Below are 24,910 nucleotides of genomic sequence, written 5' to 3'. Positions count from 1 at the left end.
GTTATTTGCTGTCGTTGTCGTAAAATCAGCCGCTCCCCGCGTCAAGGGCGATGGCTGTCATGGCGGGGCATTCGAGCATGGCCAAGGTCCAAAAGGCCGCGAAGCGTAAACCTGAATCCGGGCCAAAGAATCCCAAGAACTACGTTGCTTCCGTCGGGAAGGCCTTTGCCGTGCTCCAGAGTTTCAGCAGCGAGGCCTTCGAGCTGAGCCTGAGCGAGATTGCCGCACGGGCCGATCTCGATCGCGGAACGGCGTTCCGCCTGATCCATACCCTGGTCGAGCTCGGCTATCTCCAGGCGGTGCCGCAGAGCCGGCGGTTCCGCCTCGGGGTTGCCTGTCTCGACCTCGGCTACACCGTGCTGACGCGCGGATCGCTGCGGCCGATGGTCGAGCCGTTGCTGCGCGACCTCGTGCCTGAGGTCGGCGATGCGGCCTCGCTCGGCATCCTCGACGGCGGCGACGTGGTCTATCTCGCGCGCGTCGGCGCCGGCCTCGACCGCCACAAGATGGACCGCCGGCCGGGGACGCGTATTCCCGCCTACAGCGCCGCGCTCGGCCACGTCATGCTGGCGCAGCTGGCGCGGGACGAGCAGATCGCGCGACTGGAATCGCGCCCGCGCGTAAGACTGTCGGAGCGGACGCTGACCGATCTCGACGCCCTGCTCGCCCGGCTCGACCTCGTGAAGAAGAAGGGCTACGCCGTCTCCGACGGAGAGAACGCCTATGGCCTGCGCACGCTGGCAACACCGATCTTCGACGCGCAGGGCGTGGCGATCGGAGGATTGAGCCTCACCATCGATGCGGTGCGCATGGACATGGCCGCCTTCCGCGACCAGGCGCTGCCACGGCTGATGCAGGTGACGGGCCAGGTGCAGGATCTCGCGATCAAGTCGGGATTGACGAGCTGAACGCGGGTCGGCGCGACTAGACCACGATGTGATCGAAGTCGACGGCGATCCGGGTGTTCGGAAAGATCCTCGCCGCCTCCGCCAGGATCTCGGCGTCCTCGTAACGTCCGGACATATGGGTCAGCACGAGCTGGCGGACGCCGTTCGCGGCGGCAAAGGAAGCGGCCTCAGCCGCAGTGAGATGGCCGTAATTCCGCGCGGTCGGCGCGTCGCGATCGAGGAACGTTGCCTCGATCACCAGCAAATCGGCGTCAGCGACGTAATTCGACAGGCCCTCGGTGGTCTCAAGGTCACCGATCACCACGAGCTTTTTGCCGCCGCTCGGCGGCCCCAGCACGTCCTCCGGATCGATCGTGCCGCCGTCGATGACGATTGGCCGTCCCTGCGCCAACTCGCCGCGCAAAGGACCGTCGGGCACACCCAGCGCCGCGAGACGATCGGACTGAAGGTGGCGGCGAGCGGGGCTCTGGAAGACGAAACCAAGACTGTCGGTGTCGCGGTGGCGCACCGGAAAGCAGTCGATGGTGAAGTCGCCGGCGTCGATGACCTGTCCTTGGGCCAGGGCTGCGAACTCCACCGGAAGCGGCGCCCTGCCCGCGCCCCACAAGCCTGCGAGCATCTGGACGACGGTCTCGAGCGTGGCCGGGCCGCCATGAACGGTCATCACCTCGGCGCCCTGCCGCAAGCGCAGCGTCGAAAACAGGCCGGGGATGCCGAGCACGTGATCGAGATGCGCATGCGTCAGCAGGATGCGGTCGAGCCGCCGGAAGCCGGCGCCGCTGCGCAGCAGCTGGCGCTGCGTGCCTTCTCCGCAATCGACCAGCATGCGCTGGCCGGCCGCCTCGATCAGCAAGGCCGGATGGTTGCGTTCTGCCGAAGGAACGCTTGCCGAGGTCCCGAGAAAAGTCAGGGCGAACATGGTCGTCGTTTGTCCAGAGATGGAGCGCTCCTCCGCCCTGACGTCTCTGAGACCCTTACAGCTTCACAACGACCTTGCCGAAGTGGGAGCCGGTCCGGAGATGGGCGAACGCGTGGGGGACCTCGTCGAAGCCGTACACCCGATCGACGATCGGGTGGATTGCCTTGTCGGTCAAGAAGCGATTCATGGCGGTGAAATGCTCGCGAGATCCGACGGTGACACCGACGATGTCGGCGTTCTCCCACTGAAGACGCGCGAGGTCCGGCTTCGGGCCAAACCCCGTCAAGACACCGATCTGGACGATCTTGCCGCCCGAAGCGATCGATCTAAGCGATCGGTCATAGGTGCCGGGTCCGCCGAGTTCGAGGATATGACTTGCGCCTTCGCCTTCCGTCGCCTTCATCAGCGCGGCATCCCAGTCGGGCGTGTCGCGGTAGTTGATGAGGATCGAACCGCCCAGCGCCTTGGCGCGGGCGAGCTTCTCATCCGAGGATGATATCACGATCGCGCGCGCCCCCAGCGCCACGGCGAACTGAAGGCCGAACAGCGCGACACCGCCTGTTCCCTGGACCAGCAGCGTGTCACCTTTGCCCATCCCGCCGCGTGCGATGAGGCCGTGCCAGGCCGTGACGCCGGCACAGGGCAAGGTCGCCGCTTCGACCGCGGACAAGTGCGCCGGCACAGAGACAAGCGCGGTTGCCGGCAGCACGACATACTCCGCGAGCATTCCGTCCATGGTGTTGCCACCGAGGGCAGACGGAATATAGCTGGCTTTGAATGGCCCCGCGACCCAATCGCGAAAGAATGACGCGACGACGCGGTCTCCGGGCTGCCATTGCGTGACGCCCGAACCGATGGCGTCGACGACGCCCGCGCCGTCCGACAACGGCACGCGACCATTCAGCCCGCCTTGGCCAACACGGTCGAGGATCATGAGGTCGCGATAATTCAGGCTTGCCGCTTCGACCCGGATACGGACCTCGCCGCCCGCGGGTTCAGGCCTACTGACATCAGCCAGCACAAGGCCACCGGCACCGGCACCGCCGTTCAAATGGTAAGCTTTCATCGTTGCTCCTCCGCGATGGTGTTCACATGGACGAGCACGACCTGTAAGGTCTGACAGTACTGTCAGGGTCAAGAGGATTCTTCAGTGAAAATTGGTGAGCTCTCCCGCAGGACGGGAGTCAGTGTCCGGATGCTGCGTTACTACGAAGCCGAAGGACTGCTTGCGCCGCAGCGGACAGACTCCGGCTATCGCGATTATGGCCCGGCGGAAGAAGAGACCGTTCGGCGGATCAAAATGCTTGGCGCGGCGGGGATGACGCTCGAAACGATCCAGCAATTGCTGCCGTGCGTGCGGAACAACGATCCGGAATTCACGCCGTGCAACAACCTGCGCAGAATCCTCGCGCAGCAGGTCAGCCTCATCGATGAACGCATCGAGACGCTCAGCCAAAGCCGGACGATTCTGGCAGGCTTCCTGTCGAGTGTGAGCTGAGCGCCAAATCGCCTGCTTGGTCTCACCGCCCCCAATGCCACGCGAGCAGCAGCGCGTACAGGCCCATCGAGGCGGCATAGAGCACCGCAAGGAGTGCGTAGCCTGCGACCTGGCGACTGATCACCTTCGGCGTGACCCACCAGTCGAGCGCCTTGAAGGCGGCAGGCACCAGCCACCAGCCGAGCAGCTGGGTGCTGACGAGATTGCCGATGAACAGCGACAGCCAGACGGGCACGCCGTGGCTGTCGATCAGCGGCCTGCTGATGAAAGTGCCCCAGAGACAGACCACGGGATAGAGCACCAGAAGGACGATGAGGTTGCTCTTCCAGATGAACTCCGGACCTTGTTCCGGTGCCTGCGTCTTGCCCGCCGGGAACCAGAAATTGAATCCGTAGCTCGCCCGCTTCACATTCATACCGGCGTTGAAGCGCTCGCCTTCCTCGAGCAGCGCCTGCCGCACGGGCGAGTCGAGCCACGCATTGAGGTTGGCATCGGAGTCGAACGACAGGATGATGATCCATTCGTCGTGCAGGCCCGCAATCGGCCGCTCGATCTTGTGGCGCAAAAATCCCTTGAACTCGGCCTCCGCAGCCTGGATGCGCTGCTGCCATCTCAGGAACGCATCCTCGAGCCCCTCGGGGACCTTGAAGGAGATCACGGCGGAGACCGCGCTGTCGCGCTGGACGCCGCTGTCGGGCAGGATATGGACGTCCTCCGAACCGACGAAATGGCGCTGCACCTCGCCGATCAGCCGCGCCCGCACCTCGCTCCGAAGCCAGGCGCGCGCCGCGGCCGGACTCGCGAAGCGCAGGATCGTCACCCAATCGACCTGGGCCGGCGGCTGCGGTGGCACCACCTCCTGCCCCAGGAATCCGGGCCATGCCTTCAGCACCTCGCCGACCTCGCCGTTCCAGCGCGCGAACGCGGCGAAGCCGTCATCCGCGATGCGGCGCTGGATGACGAGGGCGACCGGCTGGCCGGCTGTGTCTAGCGATGCACTCATGAGCCGCCCGTCCGCTCAGCTCTTCTTGTAGAGACGCTTGCCCATCACCCAGGTCTCGTCGACGCAGCGGTCGTCGCCGACCATCATGACGGCGAACAGCATGCTCGCGGCCTCGTCCATCGTGCGCGGACCGGCGCCGTCGGCGATCAGCGACTGATGCCACGCTTGCGCGATCTGCCCGCCGTTCGGATCGAGCGCGACGAAATCGGCCTCCTTGCCCGGCTCGAAATTGCCGAGCTTGTCGTCGATGTAGAGGCCTTCGGCGCCGCCGAGCGTGATCGACCAGAAGCCGCGATAGGGCGAGAGCTTGTTGCGCTCGGCTTCGGCGAGATCCTTGCGGGTGGGATCGATGCTGCCGTCGAGCAGCGTGTTGTTGCACATGCCGACCTTGTAGGCGTCGTCGAGCACGGCGATCATCGAGAAGCGGTTGCCGCCGCCGACGTCGGTGCCGAACGACATCTTGACGCGATGCTCGGGATCGGTGGCGCGGCCGAGGCGGAACAGGCCGCTGCCGAGGAACAGGTTCGAGCACGGGCAGAACACCACTGCCGCGCCCTTCTTCGACATGCGGCGGAATTCGTTGTTCGAGAGATAGACCCCGTGCCCGCCGGAGAATTTCGGCCCCACAAGGTCGAACTTCTCGTAGACGCCGAGATAGTCCTGGCAGTCCGGATGCTCGACCAGCACGCCGCTGCATTCGGCCGGGTTCTCGGAGATGTGGGTGTTGACCCAGCAGTCCGGATGCTCGTGCTTGAGGCGCTGGCAAGCCTTCAGCAGCTCGGGCGAGGCGCCGAAGGCGAAGCGCGGCGTGATGGCGTAGAGGTTGCGTCCCTTGTTGTGATACTCGGCGATCAGCCGCTTGCTGTCACGATAGAAATTCTCGGGCGTATCGATGAAATCGGCCGGCGCGTTGCGGTCGATGCCGGTGAGGCCTGCGATGACGCGCATGTTGCGGCGGGCGGCTTCCTCGAACAGCTCTTCGGTCGAAACCGGCGACGAGCTGGTGAAGGCCTGGCAGGTGGTGGTGCCGGAGGCGAGCAACGCGTCGAGAAAACGCTTCACGCCCTCGCGCGCGTAGTTGCGATCCCGATATTTGAGCTCTTCCGGATAGACCCATTTCTGCAGCCACGGCAGGAGCTGCTCGCCATAGGCGCCCAACACGCGGGTCTGCGGCAGGTGGATATGGCCGTCGATGAAGCCCGGGACGATGATACGGTCCTTGATCTCAGTGATGGCGACGCCCGGATGCGCAGCGGCGATCTTCTCATACGGACCGAAGGCCTCGATGACGCCATCCGTGACGACCATGAGGCCGTCCTGGTGGAAGCGCGCAGCCGCCTGCTCGTTGCCGATATGCTTCCAGGGATCGTCGACGAAATCGAAGAACGTGCCGCGAATACCAACAGTGGTCATGATCCAATTCCTTCCCTAGGTCTGTGTGGCGTGCCGCGCCGAGGGCAGCGAGATCGCAAGCAGCGCGCCCGCGATGGCGCAGAGGCCGAGATAGAGCCATCCGATCGGCGCCTGCGTGGCCTCGGGCAGCACCGCCGCGATCGCCATGGCACCGCTGACCGCGAGATAGCAGAGCGCGCTGATGAGGCCGCCGATCAGGCCGTGGTCGCGCTCGAACAGGCCGAGCGCCATGCCGTACATCATCGGACACAGCACGCCGCAGCCGCCGAGCACCAGCGCGCCGCCGATCGTGATCGACGCGAGATCGAGACCGAAGATCATGCCGGTTGCGGTCAGAACCGCTGCGCCTGCGAGGAACAGCGCGAAGGCGCCGAAGCCCAGCATGCGGGCCGGCATGAAGCGCGCGAAGTGCGCGCAGCCGAGCTCGCCGGCGAGATTGACGCCGCCAAGGCCGAGCGCGACGAGGCCGTAGATCGCCGCCGAATAACCGAGACCGGTCTGGTAGAAGAAGGGCGCGACGACGCCGAACGCCAGCTGTGCGCTTGCTGCCGCGGCAAACACCAGCACGAAAGCGAGGAAGCCCGGACGGACCAGCGCCTCGCGCAAGATGCCGGCCGTGCGGCGCGGATCGAACGGCGCGCGGCGCTCGGCCGGCAGCGTCTCGGGCAGGAGAAATACGACGATCGTGGCAATGATGGCCGCAGCGATGGCAATGACGACAAAGACCCCGCGCCAGGACGTCAGCTCGACGATGAAGCCGCCGGCCGCGGGGGCAAGCACTGGCGCGAGACCCCAGGCGGCTCCAAGCAGTCCGGAGATCGCCGTGAGCTCACGACCGCGAAAGCAGTCGGCCGCAACGGCATAGGCGACGACGAGGCAGGTGCAGCCGCCGATGCCTTGCAGGAAGCGCAAGCCGAGCAGCAGCGAAGCGCTGGTGGCGAGCGCACAGGCGATGCTCATCGCGATCAGCACGGACAGACCTGCGAGCAGGACGTTGCGGCGGCCGAGCGTGTCGGAGGCGATACCAACAGGCACCAGCGCCAGACTCATGCCGAGCATATAGGCGGTGACCGTATTCTGCATCGAGGCCGCATCGGTGGAGAGATCCACCACCATCTGCGGCAGGCCGGGCGTGTAAGCGTCGAGCGGAATCTGACTGAACGGCACGACGCCCAACAGGATCGGCACGATCCCACCCCTCGCGCGACCGGCGTCCGAAGCAAGTGCAGTCATGGCTTACGCCCCCTCGATTTCCGCGGGCCCCGTCTTTTCGTGCGCGCAATGAGAGGCGCCGATGCAGGTTGCGGATATTGACGCGCGGAACGTGCCAGAACTGTGTGTAGAAACTCTTAGAGGCGAGCGTATCGATCCGTTTCCGGCCGCTGATGCTCAGGCTGCCACCCCTCAAACAAAAAATGCGAAAACAACCCCATGCAAAGTACAAATCATTGAAGAATTTCCCTGCGTGCGGCCGAGCCTGATGCCGCGTTTGACACGTCGGGCAAAACAGCGGCACGATTGCACGATCGCCATATCGAGTTGCCTTCGTCCGGATCCATTAACCGATCGGAAGGCACGACTGTTTCGGATCGCGAGATGGAGGTCCCATGCAAAGACCTGCGGACGCTGCTGACTTGGACTACGGCTCGATCAGCGCCCTTCTCGGCGCCCTGCACGCGCGCAAGATGTCGGCGTCGGAGTTGCTCGAACGCACCATCGCACGCATCGAGGCGCTGGATGGCAAGATCAACGCCATCATCGTTCGCGATTTCGATCGCGCCAGAGACGCCGCGCGAGCCGCCGATGCTGCGCTCGGCCGCGGCGAGCGGCTGCCGTTGCTTGGCATCCCCGTCACCATGAAAGAGCCGTTCAACGTCGCCGGCCTGCCGACGACCTGGGGCTTTCCACATTTCAGGGATTTTCGGCCAACGGAAGACGCGCTCGTCGTCTCGCGGCTGAAAGCGGCGGGCGCCATCATCATCGGCAAGACCAATATCCCGATCGGCCTCAGGGATTTCCAGAGCTACAACGAGATTTACGGAGCGACGAACAACCCGTGGGATCTCGGCCGCTCGCCCGGCGGCTCCTCGGGCGGATCGGGGGCGGCACTGGCCGCAGGTTTCGGCCCGCTCTCGATCGGCTCGGATATCGGCGGCTCGATCCGGGTACCCGCGCATTTCTGCGGCGTGTTCGGACACAAGCCGAGCCTCGGCCTGGTGCCCCTGCGGGGATACAGCCTGCCGCCGACGCCGCCTGTTCCCGGCCAGGGCGATCTCGCCGTCCTTGGGCCGATGGCGCGCACGGCCTCGGATCTTGCCCTGTCGCTCGACGTCATCGCCGGCCCCGACGAGCTGCGCGACGGGGTCGGCTATCGGCTCGCACTGCCCGCCCCTCGCCATGCCGATCTCAGGGATTTCAGGATCCTCGTGATCGATACGCATCCGCTGATGCCGACAGGTGACGCCGTGCGTTCTGCCATCGGACGATTGGCCGATCGGCTTGGCAGATCGGGCGCTCATGTCGCGCGTGCCAGCGCCTCGCTGCCTGATCTTGCGGACTCCGCGCGGCTCTACATGAGGCTGCTCAACGGCGCGCGAAGCCCGCGCCTGACACCCGCCGCGCTCGCCGAAGCGCAAGGCCTTGCCGCGGCACTCTCACCCGACGACCGCAGCCTGCAGGCCGAACGCGCCCGCGGCTGGGGCATGCTCCATCGTGAATGGCTCGCAGCCGACGCGGCCCGGCTGCAGCTGCAGCAACGCTGGCAGCAGTTCTTCCGCGAGTTCGACGCGGTGATCTATCCCGTCGCCACCGTGCCGGCCTTTCCGCACGACCATTCCGAGCCGTTCGAGGCGCGGCAGCTCGACATCGACGGCAAGCTCTACAATTACTCCGATGCGTGCTTCATCTGGGCCGACCCCGCCTCGACCTGCGGACTGCCGGCGACCGCCGTTCCGATCGAGCGCACACCCACAGGCCTGCCGATCGGCGTCCAGATCATCGGCCCCTATCTGGAGGATCGCACGACTATGACGCTGGCCGGGTTGATCGAACGCGAGTTCGGCGGCTTCGTCCCGCCGCCGTCGCTGTGAGAAAAAGGACGGCGACGCTGAAAGCTGCCGGGATAAACGTGCCGCCGTGCTTCTCAGAACGGTATCAAGCGCGAGAAATGCGAGCGCTAGCACGGATCCTGGACGTTAGTTACGTTATACTTCTTGGCCGCCAGTACCTGATAACACCACCCTTCCATCAGCGCAGGATGGCTCACATTGTAGAGAGTGCAGTCGAGAATATCCTTGGGGTCGTAGAACTTGAAGACCTGCAGTAGTCCTCCCGTCGGCCCATTGGTGTAGCGACTCTTGAATGTACCCAACGTTTTCCCCACATACGCCCACTGCTTGCCCGACTTAATAACGTTGATGATATAGGTTATTCCGTCGTTCTTGCCGCCGGCGTCGAGAATCTTCTGCCAAGCGTCGGTGGCGCTTGTACCCTCCTTGAATCTCTCGTCCATGATACACATGATCGAGCCGGTGATGTTCGCACTGCCATCCATGCCAAGCTCGTATTTGTGGGACTCTCCTTTGGCGAGACCAAGCACATTTATGCTCATCGATCGTCCTCCCGTTATTTAGCCGGAACTGCTTCTCGGCTCTTCAGAAAAATCATCGAACCAATGGCGCTTCGCTTCAGTCGCCCTCGATGCAGCTAGACGAACTGCTGCAGGCTTCCGACCGTGGTCATCCCGTAGACCCGCAACGAAGGTCCGCCACGGCCGTCGCGTGGCCAGATCATCCACTCGCCGCGAAAACGCTGGCCGCGCGGCGCCTGTGCGCGTGCATCATTGGTCCAGGTTCCGGCAAACCGATCGAGGTTCGTCGACGTCAGGATGACGAAGTATTGCTCGCCGGGCACCAAGACATACGCGCCCGGGAGGGGAATATCGTGGGATGCGAATGGCGTCGTCCCGGGAAGGGACTTCGAGACGACAACTTTCGGCTCCGGAATCCGCACGACTTGAGAGGGCTCCGGCACGTTCGGTCCGGTGGCAAGCTGCACCACCATATCCTGCCCCTTCATCGGAATGATCACACCACGAAGATGGTAAGGAGTGGTCACCTTGAAGGGGATCACGAAGACGGCGTGGTCATATCCGCCCGCCGGCTCGGTTCCGATGACGACATCGCTGACGTATTGCGGCGCGCCGTCGTCGACGTTTTGAAACACGTAAATCCGACGCGATGCAGCGTCGGCATGCCGAGCCAGATAGAGGACGGCATCCTGCAGCGTTCCGGAGCGAAGGTTTCCGTCGTCATCAAGCACCTCGACGGCCGTCGAAAGCCGTGCGGCGATCTGATACGTGCTATCGAGGTCGCTCGCCGTGTCGTCGAGCGCAACGGCCAACTCGTCGTAGAATGCAGACACTTTGGCTGATGTCGCCACCAGCGCGGAGTCGCCTTTCTGGGCTTCTTCGAGCCAGACCTGGTGCTGCTTTAGTTCACTTTCGGCCCCCACGAGCTCCCTGAGCCTGGCCTGAAGTGCCGCGGTGTCCGCCGCCAACTTTGCCATATCGCGTTGCAGCCCAGGCAGCTTCGATTGCTCGTCCCTCAAGTTCTGAATGACGCCATTCAGCTCGCCCTGCTTTCCCTCGATGAGATCCTTGATGTTCTGCACCGCCAAATAGACGTTGTAGCCTGGCACCCAAAACCACTTGCTCATCTTGTCCTGGTTGTCTTCCAACTCGTCTTGAAGCTCCCTGATCCGGGACATCAGTTCGGTCATTTTCTTCTGGTAGTTTGCCATGTCGACCTGAGCCTGCTCGAGCTTGGCTACGTCACCGGCAAGGGCAGCCTGCGTGCTATCGATCTGGGACCTCGCGACAGCCTCCGCATCAATGGTCGAGGCGATCGCTTCGGTGACCGCGTGAAGCCGGGCCTGCGCCAGATCCTCTTCGGTCTTGACGACTTCGTGCAGGCCCTTTGCCGCCTCGCTCAGACTGGCGACGTCGGGCCTCAGGGTCGCCAGCAAGGCGAGTGCCTGGTCGTCCTGTCCGGCGTGCGAAAGTGCGACCGCGCGGGCCAAGCCGTCGACCACGTTCTTTGCGCGTTTGGCATAGACATCCGTATCGCCCATGATTGACGTCCCTCCTCTGGATGGCCTCCGACCTCGACGAGAGGAGAGACGATCGATTGCCGGAAAAGCCTTCGGTCGATGATCCGCAGCCCGGCTCGCAGGTTGCGATTTGGATAAGAGGTCGACGTGCCGATCAAATCGTCGAGCCAAGGAGAGCCAATTCGGCTTTCACTTTGTCCGATCGAGCCGTGGAGGCGAGCTTGTCGTTGGCCAATTCCAACTGGACCTTGGCCTTCAGCGGCTCGAGCAGTGCACGCGCTTCGCTGATGCTCGGCGACAGATTGATGTTCGCGATGGAGGCGTCGCGAGCTTTGATCGACCCCTCCTTATATTCGCGACCGAGGTCGGTCAGCGCCGCCCAACGCGCGAGATAAGCGATCGCAGACGGCATGAACATGTCGCTCAGGTAGTATTCGATCCTCGCCTTTGGATCGTCTCCGCTTGCCAACTCGTCGCTGATCTTGGTGTTGATGTCGGAATCGGCCAGACGATCGCACGCCTTCTTCACGTTTTCCCAGAACTGCCTGGTCACGACCAGGGTCGTGGTGATATTGGCAAAGGCCCAAACTGCGATTTGCAACGCCACCTGAGCTGATTCATGGATCTTCTGCTCAGTGTCTGAAGAGGCGAGTTTCGAGCTCAACTCCGCAAGGTGGGAAACGATTTCACGCTTGGACGCCTCCTGCGCCAATTTCTGGTCGAGCAGTCTCATCTTCTCCTGGCGAACCGACTCGCCCGCCTTTGCGGCATCCTCGGACATTTGCCTGGTGGTTTTTCCCGCATCGTCGAGACCTGCGGCAACGCCGGCGGCCGTCGACCCGTCGCTCTTCTTGGCGCCTGTGCCTTTGTCTGCGGCGGTATCGTTGGCGGCTCCGGTGTCGAGGCCACCACCACTGGCCTGCCCGGTGGATGCAGATGTTTCGCCGGACGTTTGCTCCGTGGTCTCCTGACCCGAGCTGGATTGGCCGGGATCTTCCCGGTTCGGCTGGCGCGACAAGTTTGCGGCCACCGTTCCGAGCGGGTTCTTGGCCGCCGTGTAAGCGCCGAACGCCGATCCGAGGCCCGAGGTCACGCTGCTGACAATGCCCGTGATGAAGGCGCGCTCCTCTTCCTTCTCTTCGCGCGATTTGGCGTCTTCATACAGCGCATTGAGCGTGGCGATGCTGCCGGCCAGTTGTTCGTTCATCGACGTTTGCTTGGACTGTTCAGCCGCCATCTGCGCGCGCTCTGCGCGAATCTTGGCCAGAGCGTCTTGCTCCAACGCAGTGAGTTCGAGGGTGTCGTGCTGATCCTTTTGCACGTCGGTCCCGAGCGCTGCGCTCCGGTCGGCCAGGCCCTGCGCCGTTTGCGCCATGGCCGCGGCTTCCTTGCCCGATCTGGTGAGCCGGTCCATCGCACGCTTTTCCTGCCCCTTGACCAGCCAATGAAATGCTTCGGCGACGTCGTTGCCGATGCGACGCCCCGCAGTTTCGAAACTCGTCATCGCAGTGACACAGTCGGCACAAAGATCAAGAAAGACCTTGCGGCGATCGGAGATCGTCGCCTGCACGTGGGTTCCCGCGACGCCGCAGTAAGCCAGATAAAGAAGCTCCGAAACGCGCGACAGATTGGCGATCATTTCATGAAGGTCGAGATCGGTGAGGATCTCCTGCTTTGCCGCCGAGACCAGCGTCGAGCCTGCGTCGGGAAATTTGTCGATCTGGTATGTTTCGGAAGTCTGATCCGGGGTGGTAATTGTCATCGTCGCGCTGGCGGCGTCCAAAGTGACAGCCGCCTTGCTCGTCGTCGCCACGACTGAAGGCATGATCGACCCGCTGCTGGTTTGATGAATAGGAAAATTGCGAAAAGCTGCTTGGTGCCAATTTCGCCACCTTAGCGATCCACAAACGCAGATTGTGTGATATAGATTGCACAATCAAAACTAAATTCGCTTCAAATCATCAGCATGAAGATCGAGCGGGCTCGTCGTATGGCCCCCTCATCTCTCCTCAATGTTCGGGTCATGAGCGGAAGCCCAGGCGATCGCCGTGGGCGTGCGGACGGTTCGTCAACTGCAAATGCTACTCCGCTTCCCTCGCGTCGCGGGTCGACCCAGGGACGCACCGGAACTCCGGCATGGGCGCAAGGCCATGATCTCATTGCCGTCTGGGAACAGCAGCCGGTCGCCCTACTCCCGCGCCGACTGCGCCTCGACCGCCTGCACGGCGACATCAGCCACCTGCCGCAGCGCTTCGCGGTCCGCGCCGGAGGATGCCATCACGCCCATGCCGACCGACACCGCCGAGACATAGCGCGCGAGTGCGGCGGGATCTGACGTCGGCTTCAGATCACCTTCCGCCTTGGCGCGAACAAAACGGTCGCGAAGCTGGTCTTCGTTCTGGGCGCGGCGGGCGGCGAGCTCGAAGGGGACGTTCTCCGAACCGGTGCCGCAGGCGATGCCGCCCTGCACCAGCAGGCAGCCGGGCGGATTGGCGGGATCGGTCTGCTTGTCGGCGATACCCATCAGCATCCGCTCGGCCACGTCGCGCGCGGTGCGGGCCGCGACCACCTCGTCCATCCAGGCGCCGCGCAATTTGGTGTAGCGGTCGAGCGCGGCCTTCAGCAGGCCTTCCTTGTTGCCGAAGCAGGCATAGAGGCTGGGAGGATTGATGCCCATGGCGTCGGTCAGCTGCGCAATGGTGGCGCCCTCATAGCCATGGCGCCAAAACACTTCCATCGCCTTGTCCAACGCCGTTTCGGCGTCGAACTCGCGGGGGCGTCCCATGCGCATGTGCCTGTCTCCTCGGAATCGGCGAGCATCATCAACCTAACGCCGCCCCCTATCTATTTGTTCTAACTTTCTTTTTCTTGTGTCTTCCAATTGTCGCGGTATCGACGTACATTTTTCTTAGCGATTGGTACATAAGTATCTTGCGCTGCGGTATCCAGCTCCACATCTGTAGTGAACACTACATATATGGAGCGCGCAAATGCCCCCCTCCCAAGAAACATCTGCTGCCGGCCGTTTCCGCCGCCTTCTCGGCGGTGTCGCCATTGTCGGCGCCCTTGCCGCCGCCGGCTCGGTCGCGACCGGCCGCTACTTCCACGCCGCCCAGGCGACGGCGACGGCCGCCGCGGCTGAACAGGCCGTCCCCGTCACCGTCGCGCTGATCGAACCGAAGCAGACCGCGCTGTGGGACGATTTCTCCGGCCGGCTCGAGGCCATCCATCGCGTTGAGCTCCGGCCGCGCGTCGCCGGTGCGATCCTGGCGACCAAGTTCACCGAAGGCGCTCTGGTAAAGGCCGGCGACGTCCTGTTCAAGATCGACCCGGCGCCTTACGCGGCGGAGGTCGACAAGGCCAAGGCCCAGCTCGAGGCGGCGAAAGCGCGCGTCGTCTTCACCCAAAGCGAAGTCGAGCGCGGCGCGCAGCTCGTCGGCAATGCCGTCGTGACCCGTCGCGATTTCGATCAGCGCGAGAATGCCAATCGCGAAGCGATCGCCAACGTGAAGGCCGCCGAAGCGACGCTCCAGACCGCCCAGCTCAATCTCGACTATACCGAGGTGCGAGCCCCCGTGGACGGCCGCGTCGGCAAGATCGAGGTGACCGTCGGCAATCTCGTCGCCGCCGGCACCGCCTCCCCGGTGCTGACCTCGCTGGTCTCGGTCAATCCGATCTACGCCTCCTTCGATGCGGACGAAGAAGTCGTGCTGCATGCGCTGAACGCGATCGCGGACGCCTCCGGCCAGCGCGGCAATCTCGACCAGATCCCGGTGGAGATGACGACCTCCGGCAGCCTCTCGGCAAAAGGCCACATCCAGCTGATCGACAACCAGGTCAACGGCCAGAGCGGCACCATCCGCGTCCGCGCGGTGTTCCGGAACGAGGACGGGCGCCTGATCCCGGGCCAGTTCGCCCGCGTGCGCATGGGCCAGCCGAAGCAGCAGACCCTCGTGATGATCGACGAGCGCGCGATCGGCACCGACCAGGACAAGAAGTTCGTGATGGCGGTGGGCGATGACAGCCGCGCCGTCTATCGGCCGGTCACGCTCGGCGGCGCCGTGGACGGGTTGCGCATCGTCACTGCGGGTCTGAAGCCCGGCGACCGCATCGTCGTGAACGGTCTGCAACGCGTGCGACCGGGCGCCCTGCTCAAGACCGAGGTGGCGGCGATGGGCGCGCGAGGACCGCAGCAGGCTTCCAACCACAGCGATCAGGACGTGGTGCAACGCTAGCGTCATTCCGGGGCGCGACGAAGTCGCGAACCCGGAATCTCGAAATTGCTGAACTCCGAGCATCTCACCTCTGGATTCCGGGCTCCGCGCGATGCGCGCGCCCCGGAATGACCGGTGGGGCTGTCGGAGAACCACAGAATATTGCCCAGGGGCAAGACTATGAATCTCTCAAAATTCTTCATCGACCGTCCGATCTTCGCCGGCGTCCTCTCCGTCCTGATCTTCCTCGCCGGGCTGATCTCGCTGTTTGCGATGCCGATCTCGGAATACCCGGACGTGGTGCCGCCCTCCGTCGTGGTGCGTGCGACCTATCCCGGCGCGAACCCCAAGGTGATCGCGGAGACGGTGGCGACGCCGATCGAGGAGCAGATCAACGGCGTCGAGAACATGCTCTACATGTCGAGCCAGGCGACCACCGACGGCGCGATGACGCTGACGGTGACGTTCCGCCTCGGCACCGACCCTGACAAGGCGACGCAGCTGGTGCAGAACCGCGTGCAGCAGGCCGAGCCGCGGCTGCCGGCCGTGGTGCGCCAGCTCGGCATCATCACCAAGAAGTCCTCGCCGGACCTCACCATGGTCGTGCATCTGCTGTCGCCGAACGGCCGCTACGACATGACGTATTTGCGCAATTACGCGGTGCTCAACGTCAAGGACCGCCTGGCGCGGATCGACGGCGTCGGTGACGTCCAGCTCTACGGCGCCGGCGACTATTCAATGCGGGTCTGGGTCGATCCGCAGAAGACCGCCGAGCACGGCCTGACCGCGAGCGATATCGTCAGGGCGATCCAGGCGCAGAACGTCGAGGCCGCCGCCGGCGTGGTCGGCTCCTCCCCCAACGTCAAGGGCATCGATCTCCAGCTCTCGGTCAACGCCGAAGGCCGGCTCGCGAACGAGGATCAGTTCGGCGATATCGTGGTCAAGACCGGCACGCGCGGCGAAGTCGTGCGCCTGCGCGATCTCGCGCGCATCGAGCTCGGCGCCTCCGAATACGGCCTGCGCTCGCTGCTCGACAACAAGCAGGCGGTGGCGATCCCGATCTTCCAGGCGCCCGGCTCCAACGCGCTGCAGATCTCCGACAACGTCCGCGCCACCATGGCCGAGATCAAGAAGAACATGCCTGAGGGCGTGTCCTACCAGATCGTCTACGACCCCACCCAGTTCGTGCGCTCGTCGATCGAGGCTGTGATCCATACGCTGCTGGAGGCGATCGCGCTGGTGGTGCTGGTCGTGATCCTGTTCCTGCAGACCTGGCGCGCCTCGATCATCCCCCTGCTCGCGGTGCCGGTGTCGATCGTCGGCACGTTCGCGGTGATGCACGCGTTCGGCTTCTCCATCAACGCGCTCAGCCTGTTCGGCCTCGTGCTCGCGATCGGCATCGTCGTCGACGATGCCATCGTCGTGGTCGAGAACGTCGAGCGCAACATCGAGGCCGGGCTGTCGCCGCGCGATGCCACCTATCAGGCGATGCGCGAGGTGTCGGGGCCGATCATCGCGATCGCCATGGTGCTGATCGCGGTGTTCGTGCCGCTCGCCTTCATCTCCGGCCTCACCGGGCAGTTCTACAAGCAGTTCGCATTGACGATCGCGATCTCGACCGTGATCTCCGCGGTCAACTCGCTGACGCTGTCGCCGGCGCTGTCGGCGCTGCTGCTCAAGGGACACGACGAGCCGAAGGACCGGCTGACCCTGATCATGGAGAAGGGCCTCGGCTGGTTCTTCCGCGGCTTCAACAGGGCCTTCACCCGCTCCTCGGAGAACTACAGCGGCACCGTCACCAAGGTGATCTCCGGCAAGGCTGCCGTGATGGGGCTGTACGTGGTGCTGGTCGGGCTCACCGCCCTGCTGTTCCAGCAGGTGCCAGGTGGATTCGTACCGGGCCAGGACAAGCAGTACCTGGTCGGCTTCTCGCGGCTGCCCGATGGCGCAACGCTCGACCGCACCGAAGAGGTGATCCGCAAGATGAGCGACATCGCGCTGACCCAGCCCGGTGTCGAGAGCTCGGTGGCCTTCCCGGGCCTGTCGATCTCCGGCTTCACCAACTCGTCCAATGCCGGCATCGTGTTCTCGACGCTGAAGCCGTTCGACGAGCGCAAGGGCGCGGAGTTGAGCGGGAACGCCATCGCGGCCGAGCTGAACAAGAAGTATGCCGGCATCCAGGAAGCCTTCATCGCCATGTTCCCGCCGCCGCCGGTCAACGGCCTCGGCACCATCGGCGGCTTCAAGCTGCAGATCGAGGACCGCGCCGGTCTCGGCTATGACGCGCTGAACGAGGCGACGAACGCGTTCATGGCGGCGATGCAGAAGGCGCCGGAGATCGCCGGCGTGTTCTCGAGCTTCCAGGTCAACGTGCCCCAGCTGTTCGCCGACATCGACCGCACCAAGGCGCTGCAGCTCGGCGTGCCCGTGACGGAGGTGTTCAACACGCTCCAGATCTACCTCGGCTCCTACTACGTCAACGACTTCAACAAGTTCGGCCGCACCTATTCGGTCCGGGTCCAGGCCGATGCGCCGTTCCGCGCCCGTGCCGACGACATCAGGCAATTGAAGGTGCGCTCGTCCTCGGGCGACATGGTGCCGTTGTCGGCGCTGCTCAAGATCCGCCAGAGCGCAGGCCCGGAGCGCGCGATCCGCTACAACGGATTCCTGTCGTCCGACATCAACGCGGCGGCGGCGCCCGGCTTCTCGTCGGGCCAGGCGCAGGAGGCCGCGACGCGAATCGCGGCCGAAGTGCTGCCGCCCGGCTTTGCCTTCGAATGGACCGACCTGACCTATCAGGAGTTCATCGCCGGCAATTCCGGCATCTGGGTGTTCCCGCTGGCGATCCTGCTGGTGTTCCTGGTGCTGGCGGCGCTCTATGAGAGCCTGACCTTGCCGCTCTCGATCATCATGATCGTGCCGATGGGCCTCTTGGCTGCGATGTTCGGCGTCTGGATATCCAAGGGCGACAACAACGTCTTCACCCAGATCGGCCTGATCGTTCTCGTCGGACTCTCGGCAAAGAACGCGATCCTGATCGTCGAGTTCGCGCGCGAGCTCGAATTCGCCGGGCGCACGCCGATCCGGGCCGCGATCGAGGCGAGCCGCCTGCGGCTACGCCCGATTTTGATGACCTCGATGGCGTTCATCATGGGCGTGCTGCCGCTGGTGCTTTCGACCGGAGCCGGCTCGGAGATGCGGCGCGCCATGGGCGTCGCCGTGTTCTCAGGCATGATCGGCGTCACCGTGTTCGGCCTGTTCCTGACGCCGGTGTTCTACGTGCTGCTGCGAACCATCACCGGCAACAAGCCGCTGGTGCATCACGGCAGCGACATCAGCGCGGCGCCGGTCCGCAGTGCCGGGCACTAGAGTTGGAGCATGATCTTGTCGGAAAACCGCTTCACGCTTTTCCGGATCATGCTCTAGATCAGGGAAATCCCCGATACCAGCAACAGAACGAGCACGGTCTTGCGAAAGACCGTCTCGTTGACGCGGTGAAAGGCGATCACGCCCAGCGCGGAGCCGGCGAACAGCGCCGGCAGGCTGACTGCGAGGTCGACGAACACCTTTGACGACAGATCCTGATGCCCGACCAGCAGCACGATCGCGAAGAGCTGCATCACCGCGATGAAGGGCTGCACCAGGCCGCGCTGCTCGCTCTTGGGCATGCCGCGCATGTCGCACCAGATGGTCGGAACGGCGCCCGGCATCGCCGTCAAGCCGCCGACGAGCCCTCCTCCGAACCCGATCAGCGCGACCCAATGACGGCCGACGGCTTCGCCGGCGGTCACCAGGGTCGGCCGCAGCAGCATGTAGGCGGCATACAGCGCGACGACGATGCCGAAGCCGCGCCGCAGCAGATGCGTGTCCGTCGACTGCAGCAGCGAGATCGCGATGGGGACGCCGATCAATCCGCCGACGATCAGCATCAGGCTGCCTTCCCAGCGGATGTTGCGCCGGAGCGCCCACAGATTGGTCGCCTGCACGCCGATGCTGCAGGCCATCATCAGCGGCACGGCTTCGAGCGGCTGGAACACGCGCAGCAGGATCGCGCCTGCGACGGCCGAAAACGCGAAGCCCGAAAGCCCCGAGACGAAGGCGCCGGCAAACACGGCAACGCTAAGCAGAATCAGAGTCGCGACATCAGGCACGGACCGTCCTCCGGTCAATCGTAGGGAATCTGCGGAACGTCGGCGGCAAGGCCCTCGGGGCAGACCGCTGCCTCGTGCGGGAACGATGCGTACATCGCGTGGGCGTGGGATCGTTCCAAAATTGCCAGGCCGGCCAGTTGAAGAGCGACGAGCGCCGCGGTCAGCGCGATTGCAACGATGTTGAAATTACGCGCGTTCGAAGGCCGGGTGGCCGGCGGCTGTTTCACGCACATCAGATCCGTGGGCATTTCTCGAAATATCCTCTTCCCTGCTGACCGAGACGATCTCGTTCAAAGGCAATGTTTCGTCCGGCCGGGCCAGCAAATGGTGATAGCGCCGCAATGCGCGCTGCGCCTCGATTCTGCGCTGCTCGTGAAGCACGGCGCCGACGCGAGCGACGATGTCGCGGAACTTGTCGACCATGGCAAATGACGTCCTTCGCATGACGACCTCCTCTCAACCCGTGCGAGAGATTGGTGGGCTTCACTCCAACCCGCTGTGAGTTGCTTCACAGAGGAACTGATCGGTCGAACAAGAAATCGTGTGACTGGTCACTAGATCAGAACGCAAAAAAACGCGTCATTCGATCGAATGACGCGCGGTCACTTCATCATGATGTGTTCGGCTTGAACCTATCGCGCGCTGCGGCGATGCGGCTCGCCCTCGATGCGCATCAATGCAGCAGCGGATTGGAAAATCCCGCGGCGAGCTTGACCAGATCGGCCTGACGGGAAACGCCGGTCTTGGCGAAGACGCGATGCAGATGCGTCTTCACCGTCGTCTCCGCGATCCCCAATGCCGCCGCGGTCTCCGGCACGCCGCCGACTTCGACGATCGACTGCAGGACTCGCAATTCCGCCGGCGTCAGCTCGAAAGCGCGGTCGATCAGGCCGGCGCATGAGCGACTGTCGAGTTCCGCCTTCCAGACGAGCAAGGCCCCGACCGCCGATGTGCGCTCCGTCGCGCCGTCGCGCAGCAGCGACGGCAATGCAATCACGTGGGCGACGTAGTGCGATCCGTCATGCGCCGTCAGCGGAATCTTCCGCCCCATCGCCGCCGCCACGGCTACCTCTGCCGGATCACGGAAGATGTTGCGCAAGGCGAGATTCGCCTCCGAGGATCTCGTCACGAGCCGGCCCGCGATAGAACGCAGCACGTCGTCGGCCGCGAGGATCGTCTCCGCGGCCGGATTGCTGTGAACGACGCGGCAGGCCGAATCGAGCAGGATGACGCCGGCATTCAGCCGATCCACGACGTCGGCCAGCGCGGTCGCGCGCTGCTGCTTCCGCTCGATCGCGCGGTTGATCAGCAGCGCCCGGCTCGCATGCGGAACGAGCGACTGCATCCGCGCACGTTGCCCGGCGTCGAGCATCTCCCTGCCCGGGATGACGGTCATCAACATCGGGCACGGCGACTTCGACTGCTCCAGCACGACGTTGGCAACGTCGACGCAGCCCTGGGGACGGAGCCATTCCTGGTAGAAGCGGCCGCGGCGGTACTCGTCGAAATTCACGAGGTCCGGAATGTTGCGCACCTCGCCGTACCGCGGAAGCCGGGCGAGCGGATCGTATTGGGAGTAGGTTTCCGAATAGAGCTGGATGTAATGCGGATCAACGCCGCAATAATAATGGGTGGCCCCGGACTTGCTGACCGTGTCCTTCGAAATCAGGCCGCAGGCCTGGCTGCCGATGAACGCATTGAGCATCACGACGACGCCGCTCCACAACTCAGGGTGGAGCCCTGCATCGTAAATATTCTCGATCAGCTCGGAATGCTTGGGAACTCGGGACATCCGAAGAGCCATGGTCAGACGCGCAAGCTGCGGAAATGTTCTTCGCCCGGCGGCTAAAATGAGTCTGTCACGGCGACAAAAGGTTCAAATCCAGCACCGATTGACCGATCAATTGACGAACGGATTGGCAAATCCCGCCGCGAGCTTGACGAGATCGACCTGGCGGGAAACGCCGGTCTTGGCGAAGACGCGATGCAGATGCGTCTTCGCCGTAGTTTCCGCGACGCCCAGCGCGGCTGCCGTCTCCGGAATGCCGCCGACCTCGACGATCGACAGCAGCACGCGGAGCTCCGCCGGCGTCAGCTCGAAGGTCCGCGCGATCAATTCGCCATATGATTGTCCGCCGAGCGATACCTTGCGCACAAGCAGCGCGCCGGCGGCATCGACGACGCGCTCGCCGGCGTTGCGCAGCACGGACGATAGCGGCAGCATATGCGCGACGTAGCGCTCCCCCGTACGCGCCAGCAGCGGCATGGCATCGCTGCTTGCACCGGGCGGCGCACCGTCGCGGCCGGCAAACGCGTCGCGTAACGTCCGATTGGCGTCTGCGCTGCTGGTCACGAACTGACCGGCGACGGTCCGGACCACGTCATCCGCCGCGAGCAGGACACGACCGGCCGAATTCGCATGGACCAACCGGCAAAAGGCATCGAGCAGGAAGATTCCGGCCGTCAAATTGTCGAGCACATCGGCCAGTGCGGTCTCCAGCGTCAATTGAGCAGTCATGGCGCGGTTGATCAGCAGCGCGCGGCTGGCGTGCGGGACGAGGAGCGAGAGCCGATGCTTCATGCCGGGATCAACCATGCGGCGGCCCGACAGCACGGTCATCATCACCGGGCAGCTTGGATTCGACATCTCGAGCACGACGTTGGCCGCATCGCTGCAGCCCTGCGGCTGCATCCATTCCTGGTAGAAGCGCCCCTTGCGATATTCTTCGAATTCGACGAGTTCGGGAACGGTCACAACCTTTCCGTGTGGCGGCAGAACCGTGAGCGGATCGAACTTCGAATGCGTGTCGGCATAGAGCTGGATGAAATGCGGGTCCGCCCCGCAATAATAATGGGTCACGCCGGATTTGCTGATCGAATCCTTCGAGAACACGCCGCAAGCCTTGCCGCCGACGAAATCGCGAATACCGGCGACAGCATCATTCCAGCGCCACGGATCGATCCCGGCATCATAGATGGACTCGACGAGGTCGGGCAGATTCTGTGGTCCAGGCATGACTCGAAATGGCACTGAATGATCAATGCGAGCCAGACTAGCACAGCCGCAGCATGCGACATCCTCCGATCGGAGGAGGCGCCGGCCGGGCGGATGGACCCGGCCGGCGCGCGCCGTGTTCGAGCCGCCAGGGCTGATGCCGGCTCAGAACGCGACGCGGACCCCGCCCTTGGCAGAGCCGGTGCGGCTCTGGTCGGACATCATCACGCCCTCGACCGCACCGAACACGGACACGTTGGGCCCGGTGCGATAGTCGAAGCCGAGGCCGGCGACGGCACCGACGGTGCTGCGGCTGCCGGGCGTCACGAACGACAGGTTCTGGCCAAGCAGCACCGTGTTGATGGTGGTATCGCCGGCGCGCTGGAGCGCGATCACGCCGCCATGGATGTTGGCCTTCAGATCACCGCTGGCGAGCCTCGTGACGCGAGACAGGTCGACCTCGCCGCGCTCCTCGAAATCCTGCAGCGTGCGGCCGCCGACCGACAGTCCCTGCGCCGAGCCGCTCTCGCTGTAGCCGTCGAAGCGGCCGGCGACATAGCGCAGCCGCGCCGTCGGCGTCAGCACATAGCCATTGCCGATGTTGAGCCTGTAGCCATAGGCCACTTCCGGGCTGAGGTACCAGCCGCTGTAGCTTGCGGTCGCGGTCTCCATGCCACCGGCCGCGGCATTGTTCAGCACCAGGCGGCGCGACCTGTTGTCGGAATTGCCGCCCTGGATCGTGAAGTCGAAGAACTGCGAGGCCCATTCGAACCGGCTGTAGGCGCCGGCGAAGACGTAATTGGTATCGACCGACTGTGAATTGAGGTCGACCGAGAGGCCGCCCTGCCCGCCGCCGAGGAAGGCGCCGACCAGCCAGTCGTGCCGCACCTTGCGGTCGATGCCGATCGCCCCGCCCCAGGCCGTCGAGGTCGCGCGCAGCGTGGAGGTCGTCTCGTCCTGGATGCGCTGGCCGCCAAAGCTGTTGGCCCAGACCGTGATCGGCGCCGGATCGGTCCAGACGCTGCGCGGTGCCTTGGTGAAGGGACCAGCCTGTGCCGTCTCAGGCGCGTAGGCCATCGCCATCATGTTGCTGCCGGCGGGGCCTGCGCCGCCGCTCAGGCGGCCCTGCACCAGCGAGGAGACGCCGCCGGTGAAATCCATCAACGTACGGTCGGTCTGCGCCAGCGCGGTGGGGTCGAGGGTTGCCAGCGTGGCGCCGGCAAAGACCTTCGGGCCAGCGAAGCCCCCGCCTCCGACGTTGGTGTTGATGATGCCATTGAAGTTGACGAAGGTCGGAAGCTGAATGCTCGTCAGCGACGACACCCGGCTGCTCAGCGGAACGAAATTGACGTTGACGACGTCATTGCCGAAGCCGAAATCGACCACGCCATTGATCTTCGAGCCCGGCAGCAGCGTCAGCGTGTCCGCCCTGGTGGAAAGCTTGATCGCGACCCCGCCGGCCCCGGTGATCGTGCCGGAGTTCGTGATGTTTGATCCATCGCTCGACTCGATGCCGATCCTGCCGATAATCGTTCCGGAATTGTTGACAGTCGCCCGGGTCGTCAAGATGCCGGTGCCATTGATGGTCGAGCCCTGAAGCAGACCTGTATTCGTCACATTGGCGATGTTGGCGTTGACGGCGGCACTCCGGCCAACGATCGACCCGGAATTGTTGACGTTGCCGAAGATCGCGTTGATGCCGCGATCCGCTGTGACGGCTCCGGAATTGTCGAGGTTCACCGTGATGCCGCTCATGCCGAAGCCGAGCGTCGTTACGATCTGTCCGGTATTGGTCACGTTGACCGTCGTGGCGAAGATGACGGTCGAGCCGCTGGTGATCGTGCCGCTATTCAGGACGTTCGCCGCACCGTTCCTGGCATTGATGCTGGACTGGGTCCCGCCGATCGTACCACTGTTGCGGACGGTTGCATCTCCGGTGTCCGCAATGATGGCCACGCCCGTACTGCCGTCGGCGCTGATCGTCCCGGCATTGTCGATGACGGCAGACGTACCGGCGAACACCGCATTGTCGTGGGCGGTCACGGCACCACCGGCGAGGTTCGTCAGATTGATATCTCTGGCCCTTATCCCGGCCTCCTGGCCGGCAATCGTGCCGGAATTGTTCACCGTCGCCAGACGGTCGGAGAAAATCGCGGCGCCCGTTATTCGGGTCTGCGTGATCAGGCCTGTCCCGAGGTTGGTGATGGTTGCATTGCCGCTGGTGTCGATTGCCCTGTCCTCGCCTCTGACCGTGCCGGCATTGCTGAGAACGATCGACGTCGGCGTAATGGCGTTGAAGCCCGTAATCGTCGCGCCTTCCAGGTTGGTGATCGTCATGTCGCCGCCGGTAATACCCGCCGCATTCGTTCCGCTAATCGTGCCTGCATTGGTGAAAACGCTGTTGAAGCCGACCTTGAAGCCAAAGTCGTCTCCGCGGACGGTCACACCCGCGCGGATGTCATAGGAGTTATTGTCATCGTCGCTCGTACCGTAGCCGATACCGCTGCCCTGCTGGGTGTCCGTGTCACTGGCACACACCACCGTCGCATTGCTGACTGGCGCCGTCGGGGTACAGGCGGCCATGGCGGGTTCGCTCGTCAACACCGGGACGACCACCGCGGCTGGCACCAAGAGCCATAGCGATCGCCACAACGAACGCCAATGGGCCACGCCGTCCACGCCCAACCCGATCATTCCCAG

The 24,910-nt window shown here is 64.1% G+C and carries 20 protein-coding genes; 5 read left to right on the top strand and 15 right to left on the bottom strand.

Annotated features, from left to right (window positions below; genetic code table 11):
- Positions 1-77 precede the first annotated feature (77 nt).
- On the top strand, positions 78-908 hold the full coding sequence (locus TSA1_RS36315) for an IclR family transcriptional regulator (RefSeq protein WP_100180515.1): 831 nt from the start codon (positions 78-80) through the stop codon (positions 906-908).
- A gap of 16 nt (positions 909-924) precedes the next feature.
- Here the strand turns inward: TSA1_RS36315 and rnz are convergent, their stop codons facing one another.
- Complete coding sequence (rnz, locus tag TSA1_RS36310; RefSeq protein WP_100180514.1) at positions 925-1,827, bottom strand: ribonuclease Z; 903 nt, start codon at positions 1,825-1,827, stop codon at positions 925-927.
- A gap of 55 nt (positions 1,828-1,882) precedes the next feature.
- Entirely contained in the window at positions 1,883-2,893 is a 1,011-nt protein-coding gene (locus TSA1_RS36305; RefSeq protein WP_100180513.1) for a zinc-dependent alcohol dehydrogenase family protein, read from the bottom strand.
- Between the two features lie 84 nt (positions 2,894-2,977).
- Between TSA1_RS36305 and TSA1_RS36300 the strand changes: the two genes are divergently transcribed.
- On the top strand, positions 2,978-3,325 hold the full coding sequence (locus tag TSA1_RS36300) for a MerR family transcriptional regulator (protein ID WP_100180512.1): 348 nt from the start codon (positions 2,978-2,980) through the stop codon (positions 3,323-3,325).
- Between the two features lie 22 nt (positions 3,326-3,347).
- On the opposite strand, the gene TSA1_RS36295 is transcribed toward TSA1_RS36300, so the two are convergent.
- From TSA1_RS36295 to TSA1_RS36285, 3 genes are read right to left on the bottom strand one after another with little or no spacing between them, the layout of a single operon-like run.
- The gene (locus tag TSA1_RS36295; protein WP_100180511.1) at positions 3,348-4,328 is read right to left on the bottom strand and encodes an antibiotic biosynthesis monooxygenase; all 981 of its coding nucleotides are present in this window, start codon (positions 4,326-4,328) and stop codon (positions 3,348-3,350) included.
- 15 nt (positions 4,329-4,343) lie between these two features.
- On the bottom strand, positions 4,344-5,741 hold the full coding sequence (gene guaD, locus TSA1_RS36290) for a guanine deaminase (RefSeq protein WP_100180510.1): 1,398 nt from the start codon (positions 5,739-5,741) through the stop codon (positions 4,344-4,346).
- 15 nt (positions 5,742-5,756) lie between these two features.
- A complete protein-coding gene (locus tag TSA1_RS36285) occupies positions 5,757-6,974 on the bottom strand; it encodes a multidrug effflux MFS transporter (RefSeq protein ID WP_100180509.1) in 1,218 nt (405 codons plus the stop codon).
- A 374-nt stretch (positions 6,975-7,348) separates the two neighbouring features.
- Here TSA1_RS36285 and TSA1_RS36280 point away from each other — a divergent pair, with 374 nt between their 5' ends.
- A complete protein-coding gene (locus tag TSA1_RS36280; RefSeq protein ID WP_100180508.1) occupies positions 7,349-8,830 on the top strand; it encodes an amidase in 1,482 nt (493 codons plus the stop codon).
- Between the two features lie 86 nt (positions 8,831-8,916).
- On the opposite strand, the gene TSA1_RS36275 is transcribed toward TSA1_RS36280, so the two are convergent.
- From TSA1_RS36275 to TSA1_RS36260, 4 genes are all read right to left on the bottom strand, one after another.
- Positions 8,917-9,351 (bottom strand): hypothetical protein, encoded by a 435-nt coding sequence (locus tag TSA1_RS36275; protein ID WP_100180507.1) that lies wholly within the window; start codon positions 9,349-9,351, stop codon positions 8,917-8,919.
- Between the two features lie 95 nt (positions 9,352-9,446).
- The gene (locus tag TSA1_RS36270; RefSeq protein WP_100180506.1) at positions 9,447-10,871 is read right to left on the bottom strand and encodes a coiled-coil domain-containing protein; all 1,425 of its coding nucleotides are present in this window, start codon (positions 10,869-10,871) and stop codon (positions 9,447-9,449) included.
- Between the two features lie 133 nt (positions 10,872-11,004).
- Positions 11,005-12,675, bottom strand: a complete 1,671-nt coding sequence (locus tag TSA1_RS36265; protein ID WP_100180505.1) for a hypothetical protein — start codon at positions 12,673-12,675, stop codon at positions 11,005-11,007.
- Positions 12,676-13,038: 363 nt separating this feature from the next.
- Entirely contained in the window at positions 13,039-13,641 is a 603-nt protein-coding gene (locus TSA1_RS36260; protein WP_100180504.1) for a TetR/AcrR family transcriptional regulator, read from the bottom strand.
- Between the two features lie 199 nt (positions 13,642-13,840).
- Here TSA1_RS36260 and TSA1_RS36255 point away from each other — a divergent pair, with 199 nt between their 5' ends.
- Positions 13,841-15,085: an efflux RND transporter periplasmic adaptor subunit gene (locus TSA1_RS36255; RefSeq protein WP_100180503.1), complete on the top strand. Its 1,245-nt coding sequence runs from the start codon at positions 13,841-13,843 to the stop codon at positions 15,083-15,085.
- Between the two features lie 159 nt (positions 15,086-15,244).
- Complete coding sequence (locus TSA1_RS36250; protein WP_100180502.1) at positions 15,245-18,433, top strand: efflux RND transporter permease subunit; 3,189 nt, start codon at positions 15,245-15,247, stop codon at positions 18,431-18,433.
- 53 nt (positions 18,434-18,486) lie between these two features.
- On the opposite strand, the gene TSA1_RS36245 is transcribed toward TSA1_RS36250, so the two are convergent.
- The 6 genes from TSA1_RS36245 to TSA1_RS36220 form a co-directional block, all read right to left on the bottom strand.
- On the bottom strand, positions 18,487-19,215 hold the full coding sequence (locus tag TSA1_RS36245) for a sulfite exporter TauE/SafE family protein (RefSeq protein ID WP_100180501.1): 729 nt from the start codon (positions 19,213-19,215) through the stop codon (positions 18,487-18,489).
- Positions 19,216-19,229: 14 nt separating this feature from the next.
- Positions 19,230-19,448 (bottom strand): hypothetical protein, encoded by a 219-nt coding sequence (locus tag TSA1_RS36240; RefSeq protein ID WP_245448612.1) that lies wholly within the window; start codon positions 19,446-19,448, stop codon positions 19,230-19,232.
- Positions 19,402-19,638, bottom strand: coding sequence for a hypothetical protein (locus TSA1_RS36235; protein ID WP_245448498.1), 237 nt, complete (start codon positions 19,636-19,638; stop codon positions 19,402-19,404). Before TSA1_RS36235 ends, TSA1_RS36240 begins: the two co-directional genes overlap by 47 nt.
- A 250-nt stretch (positions 19,639-19,888) precedes the next feature.
- Positions 19,889-21,007 carry a helix-turn-helix transcriptional regulator gene (locus tag TSA1_RS36230; RefSeq protein WP_100180499.1) on the bottom strand — a complete coding sequence of 373 codons (1,119 nt, stop codon included), beginning with the start codon at positions 21,005-21,007 and terminating at the stop codon, positions 19,889-19,891.
- Between the two features lie 108 nt (positions 21,008-21,115).
- Complete coding sequence (locus TSA1_RS36225; RefSeq protein ID WP_100180498.1) at positions 21,116-22,231, bottom strand: helix-turn-helix transcriptional regulator; 1,116 nt, start codon at positions 22,229-22,231, stop codon at positions 21,116-21,118.
- 144 nt (positions 22,232-22,375) lie between these two features.
- Positions 22,376-24,793 carry an autotransporter family protein gene (locus TSA1_RS36220; protein WP_161497301.1) on the bottom strand — a complete coding sequence of 806 codons (2,418 nt, stop codon included), beginning with the start codon at positions 24,791-24,793 and terminating at the stop codon, positions 22,376-22,378.
- Positions 24,794-24,910 lie beyond the last annotated feature (117 nt).

Origin of the sequence: Bradyrhizobium nitroreducens (genome assembly GCF_002776695.1) — a bacterium.
Classification (GTDB): domain Bacteria; phylum Pseudomonadota; class Alphaproteobacteria; order Rhizobiales; family Xanthobacteraceae; genus Bradyrhizobium; species Bradyrhizobium nitroreducens.
Note: the sequence above shows the minus strand (reverse complement) of the source record. Positions and strands in the feature narration are given on the sequence as shown.

Coding starts and splice junctions, on each gene's coding strand:
- TSA1_RS36315 (WP_100180515.1), top strand. CDS start 78: ATGGCCAAGGTCCAAAAGGCCGCGAAGCGTAAACCTGAATCCGGGCCA.
- rnz (WP_100180514.1), bottom strand. CDS start 1,827: ATGTTCGCCCTGACTTTTCTCGGGACCTCGGCAAGCGTTCCTTCGGCA.
- TSA1_RS36305 (WP_100180513.1), bottom strand. CDS start 2,893: ATGAAAGCTTACCATTTGAACGGCGGTGCCGGTGCCGGTGGCCTTGTG.
- TSA1_RS36295 (WP_100180511.1), bottom strand. CDS start 4,328: ATGAGTGCATCGCTAGACACAGCCGGCCAGCCGGTCGCCCTCGTCATC.
- guaD (WP_100180510.1), bottom strand. CDS start 5,741: ATGACCACTGTTGGTATTCGCGGCACGTTCTTCGATTTCGTCGACGAT.
- TSA1_RS36285 (WP_100180509.1), bottom strand. CDS start 6,974: ATGACTGCACTTGCTTCGGACGCCGGTCGCGCGAGGGGTGGGATCGTG.
- TSA1_RS36280 (WP_100180508.1), top strand. CDS start 7,349: ATGCAAAGACCTGCGGACGCTGCTGACTTGGACTACGGCTCGATCAGC.
- TSA1_RS36275 (WP_100180507.1), bottom strand. CDS start 9,351: ATGAGCATAAATGTGCTTGGTCTCGCCAAAGGAGAGTCCCACAAATAC.
- TSA1_RS36270 (WP_100180506.1), bottom strand. CDS start 10,871: ATGGGCGATACGGATGTCTATGCCAAACGCGCAAAGAACGTGGTCGAC.
- TSA1_RS36265 (WP_100180505.1), bottom strand. CDS start 12,675: ATGCCTTCAGTCGTGGCGACGACGAGCAAGGCGGCTGTCACTTTGGAC.
- TSA1_RS36260 (WP_100180504.1), bottom strand. CDS start 13,641: ATGCGCATGGGACGCCCCCGCGAGTTCGACGCCGAAACGGCGTTGGAC.
- TSA1_RS36255 (WP_100180503.1), top strand. CDS start 13,841: ATGCCCCCCTCCCAAGAAACATCTGCTGCCGGCCGTTTCCGCCGCCTT.
- TSA1_RS36250 (WP_100180502.1), top strand. CDS start 15,245: ATGAATCTCTCAAAATTCTTCATCGACCGTCCGATCTTCGCCGGCGTC.
- TSA1_RS36240 (WP_245448612.1), bottom strand. CDS start 19,448: ATGTGCGTGAAACAGCCGCCGGCCACCCGGCCTTCGAACGCGCGTAAT.
- TSA1_RS36235 (WP_245448498.1), bottom strand. CDS start 19,638: ATGGTCGACAAGTTCCGCGACATCGTCGCTCGCGTCGGCGCCGTGCTT.
- TSA1_RS36230 (WP_100180499.1), bottom strand. CDS start 21,007: ATGTCCCGAGTTCCCAAGCATTCCGAGCTGATCGAGAATATTTACGAT.
- TSA1_RS36225 (WP_100180498.1), bottom strand. CDS start 22,231: ATGCCTGGACCACAGAATCTGCCCGACCTCGTCGAGTCCATCTATGAT.
- TSA1_RS36220 (WP_161497301.1), bottom strand. CDS start 24,793: ATGGCCGCCTGTACCCCGACGGCGCCAGTCAGCAATGCGACGGTGGTG.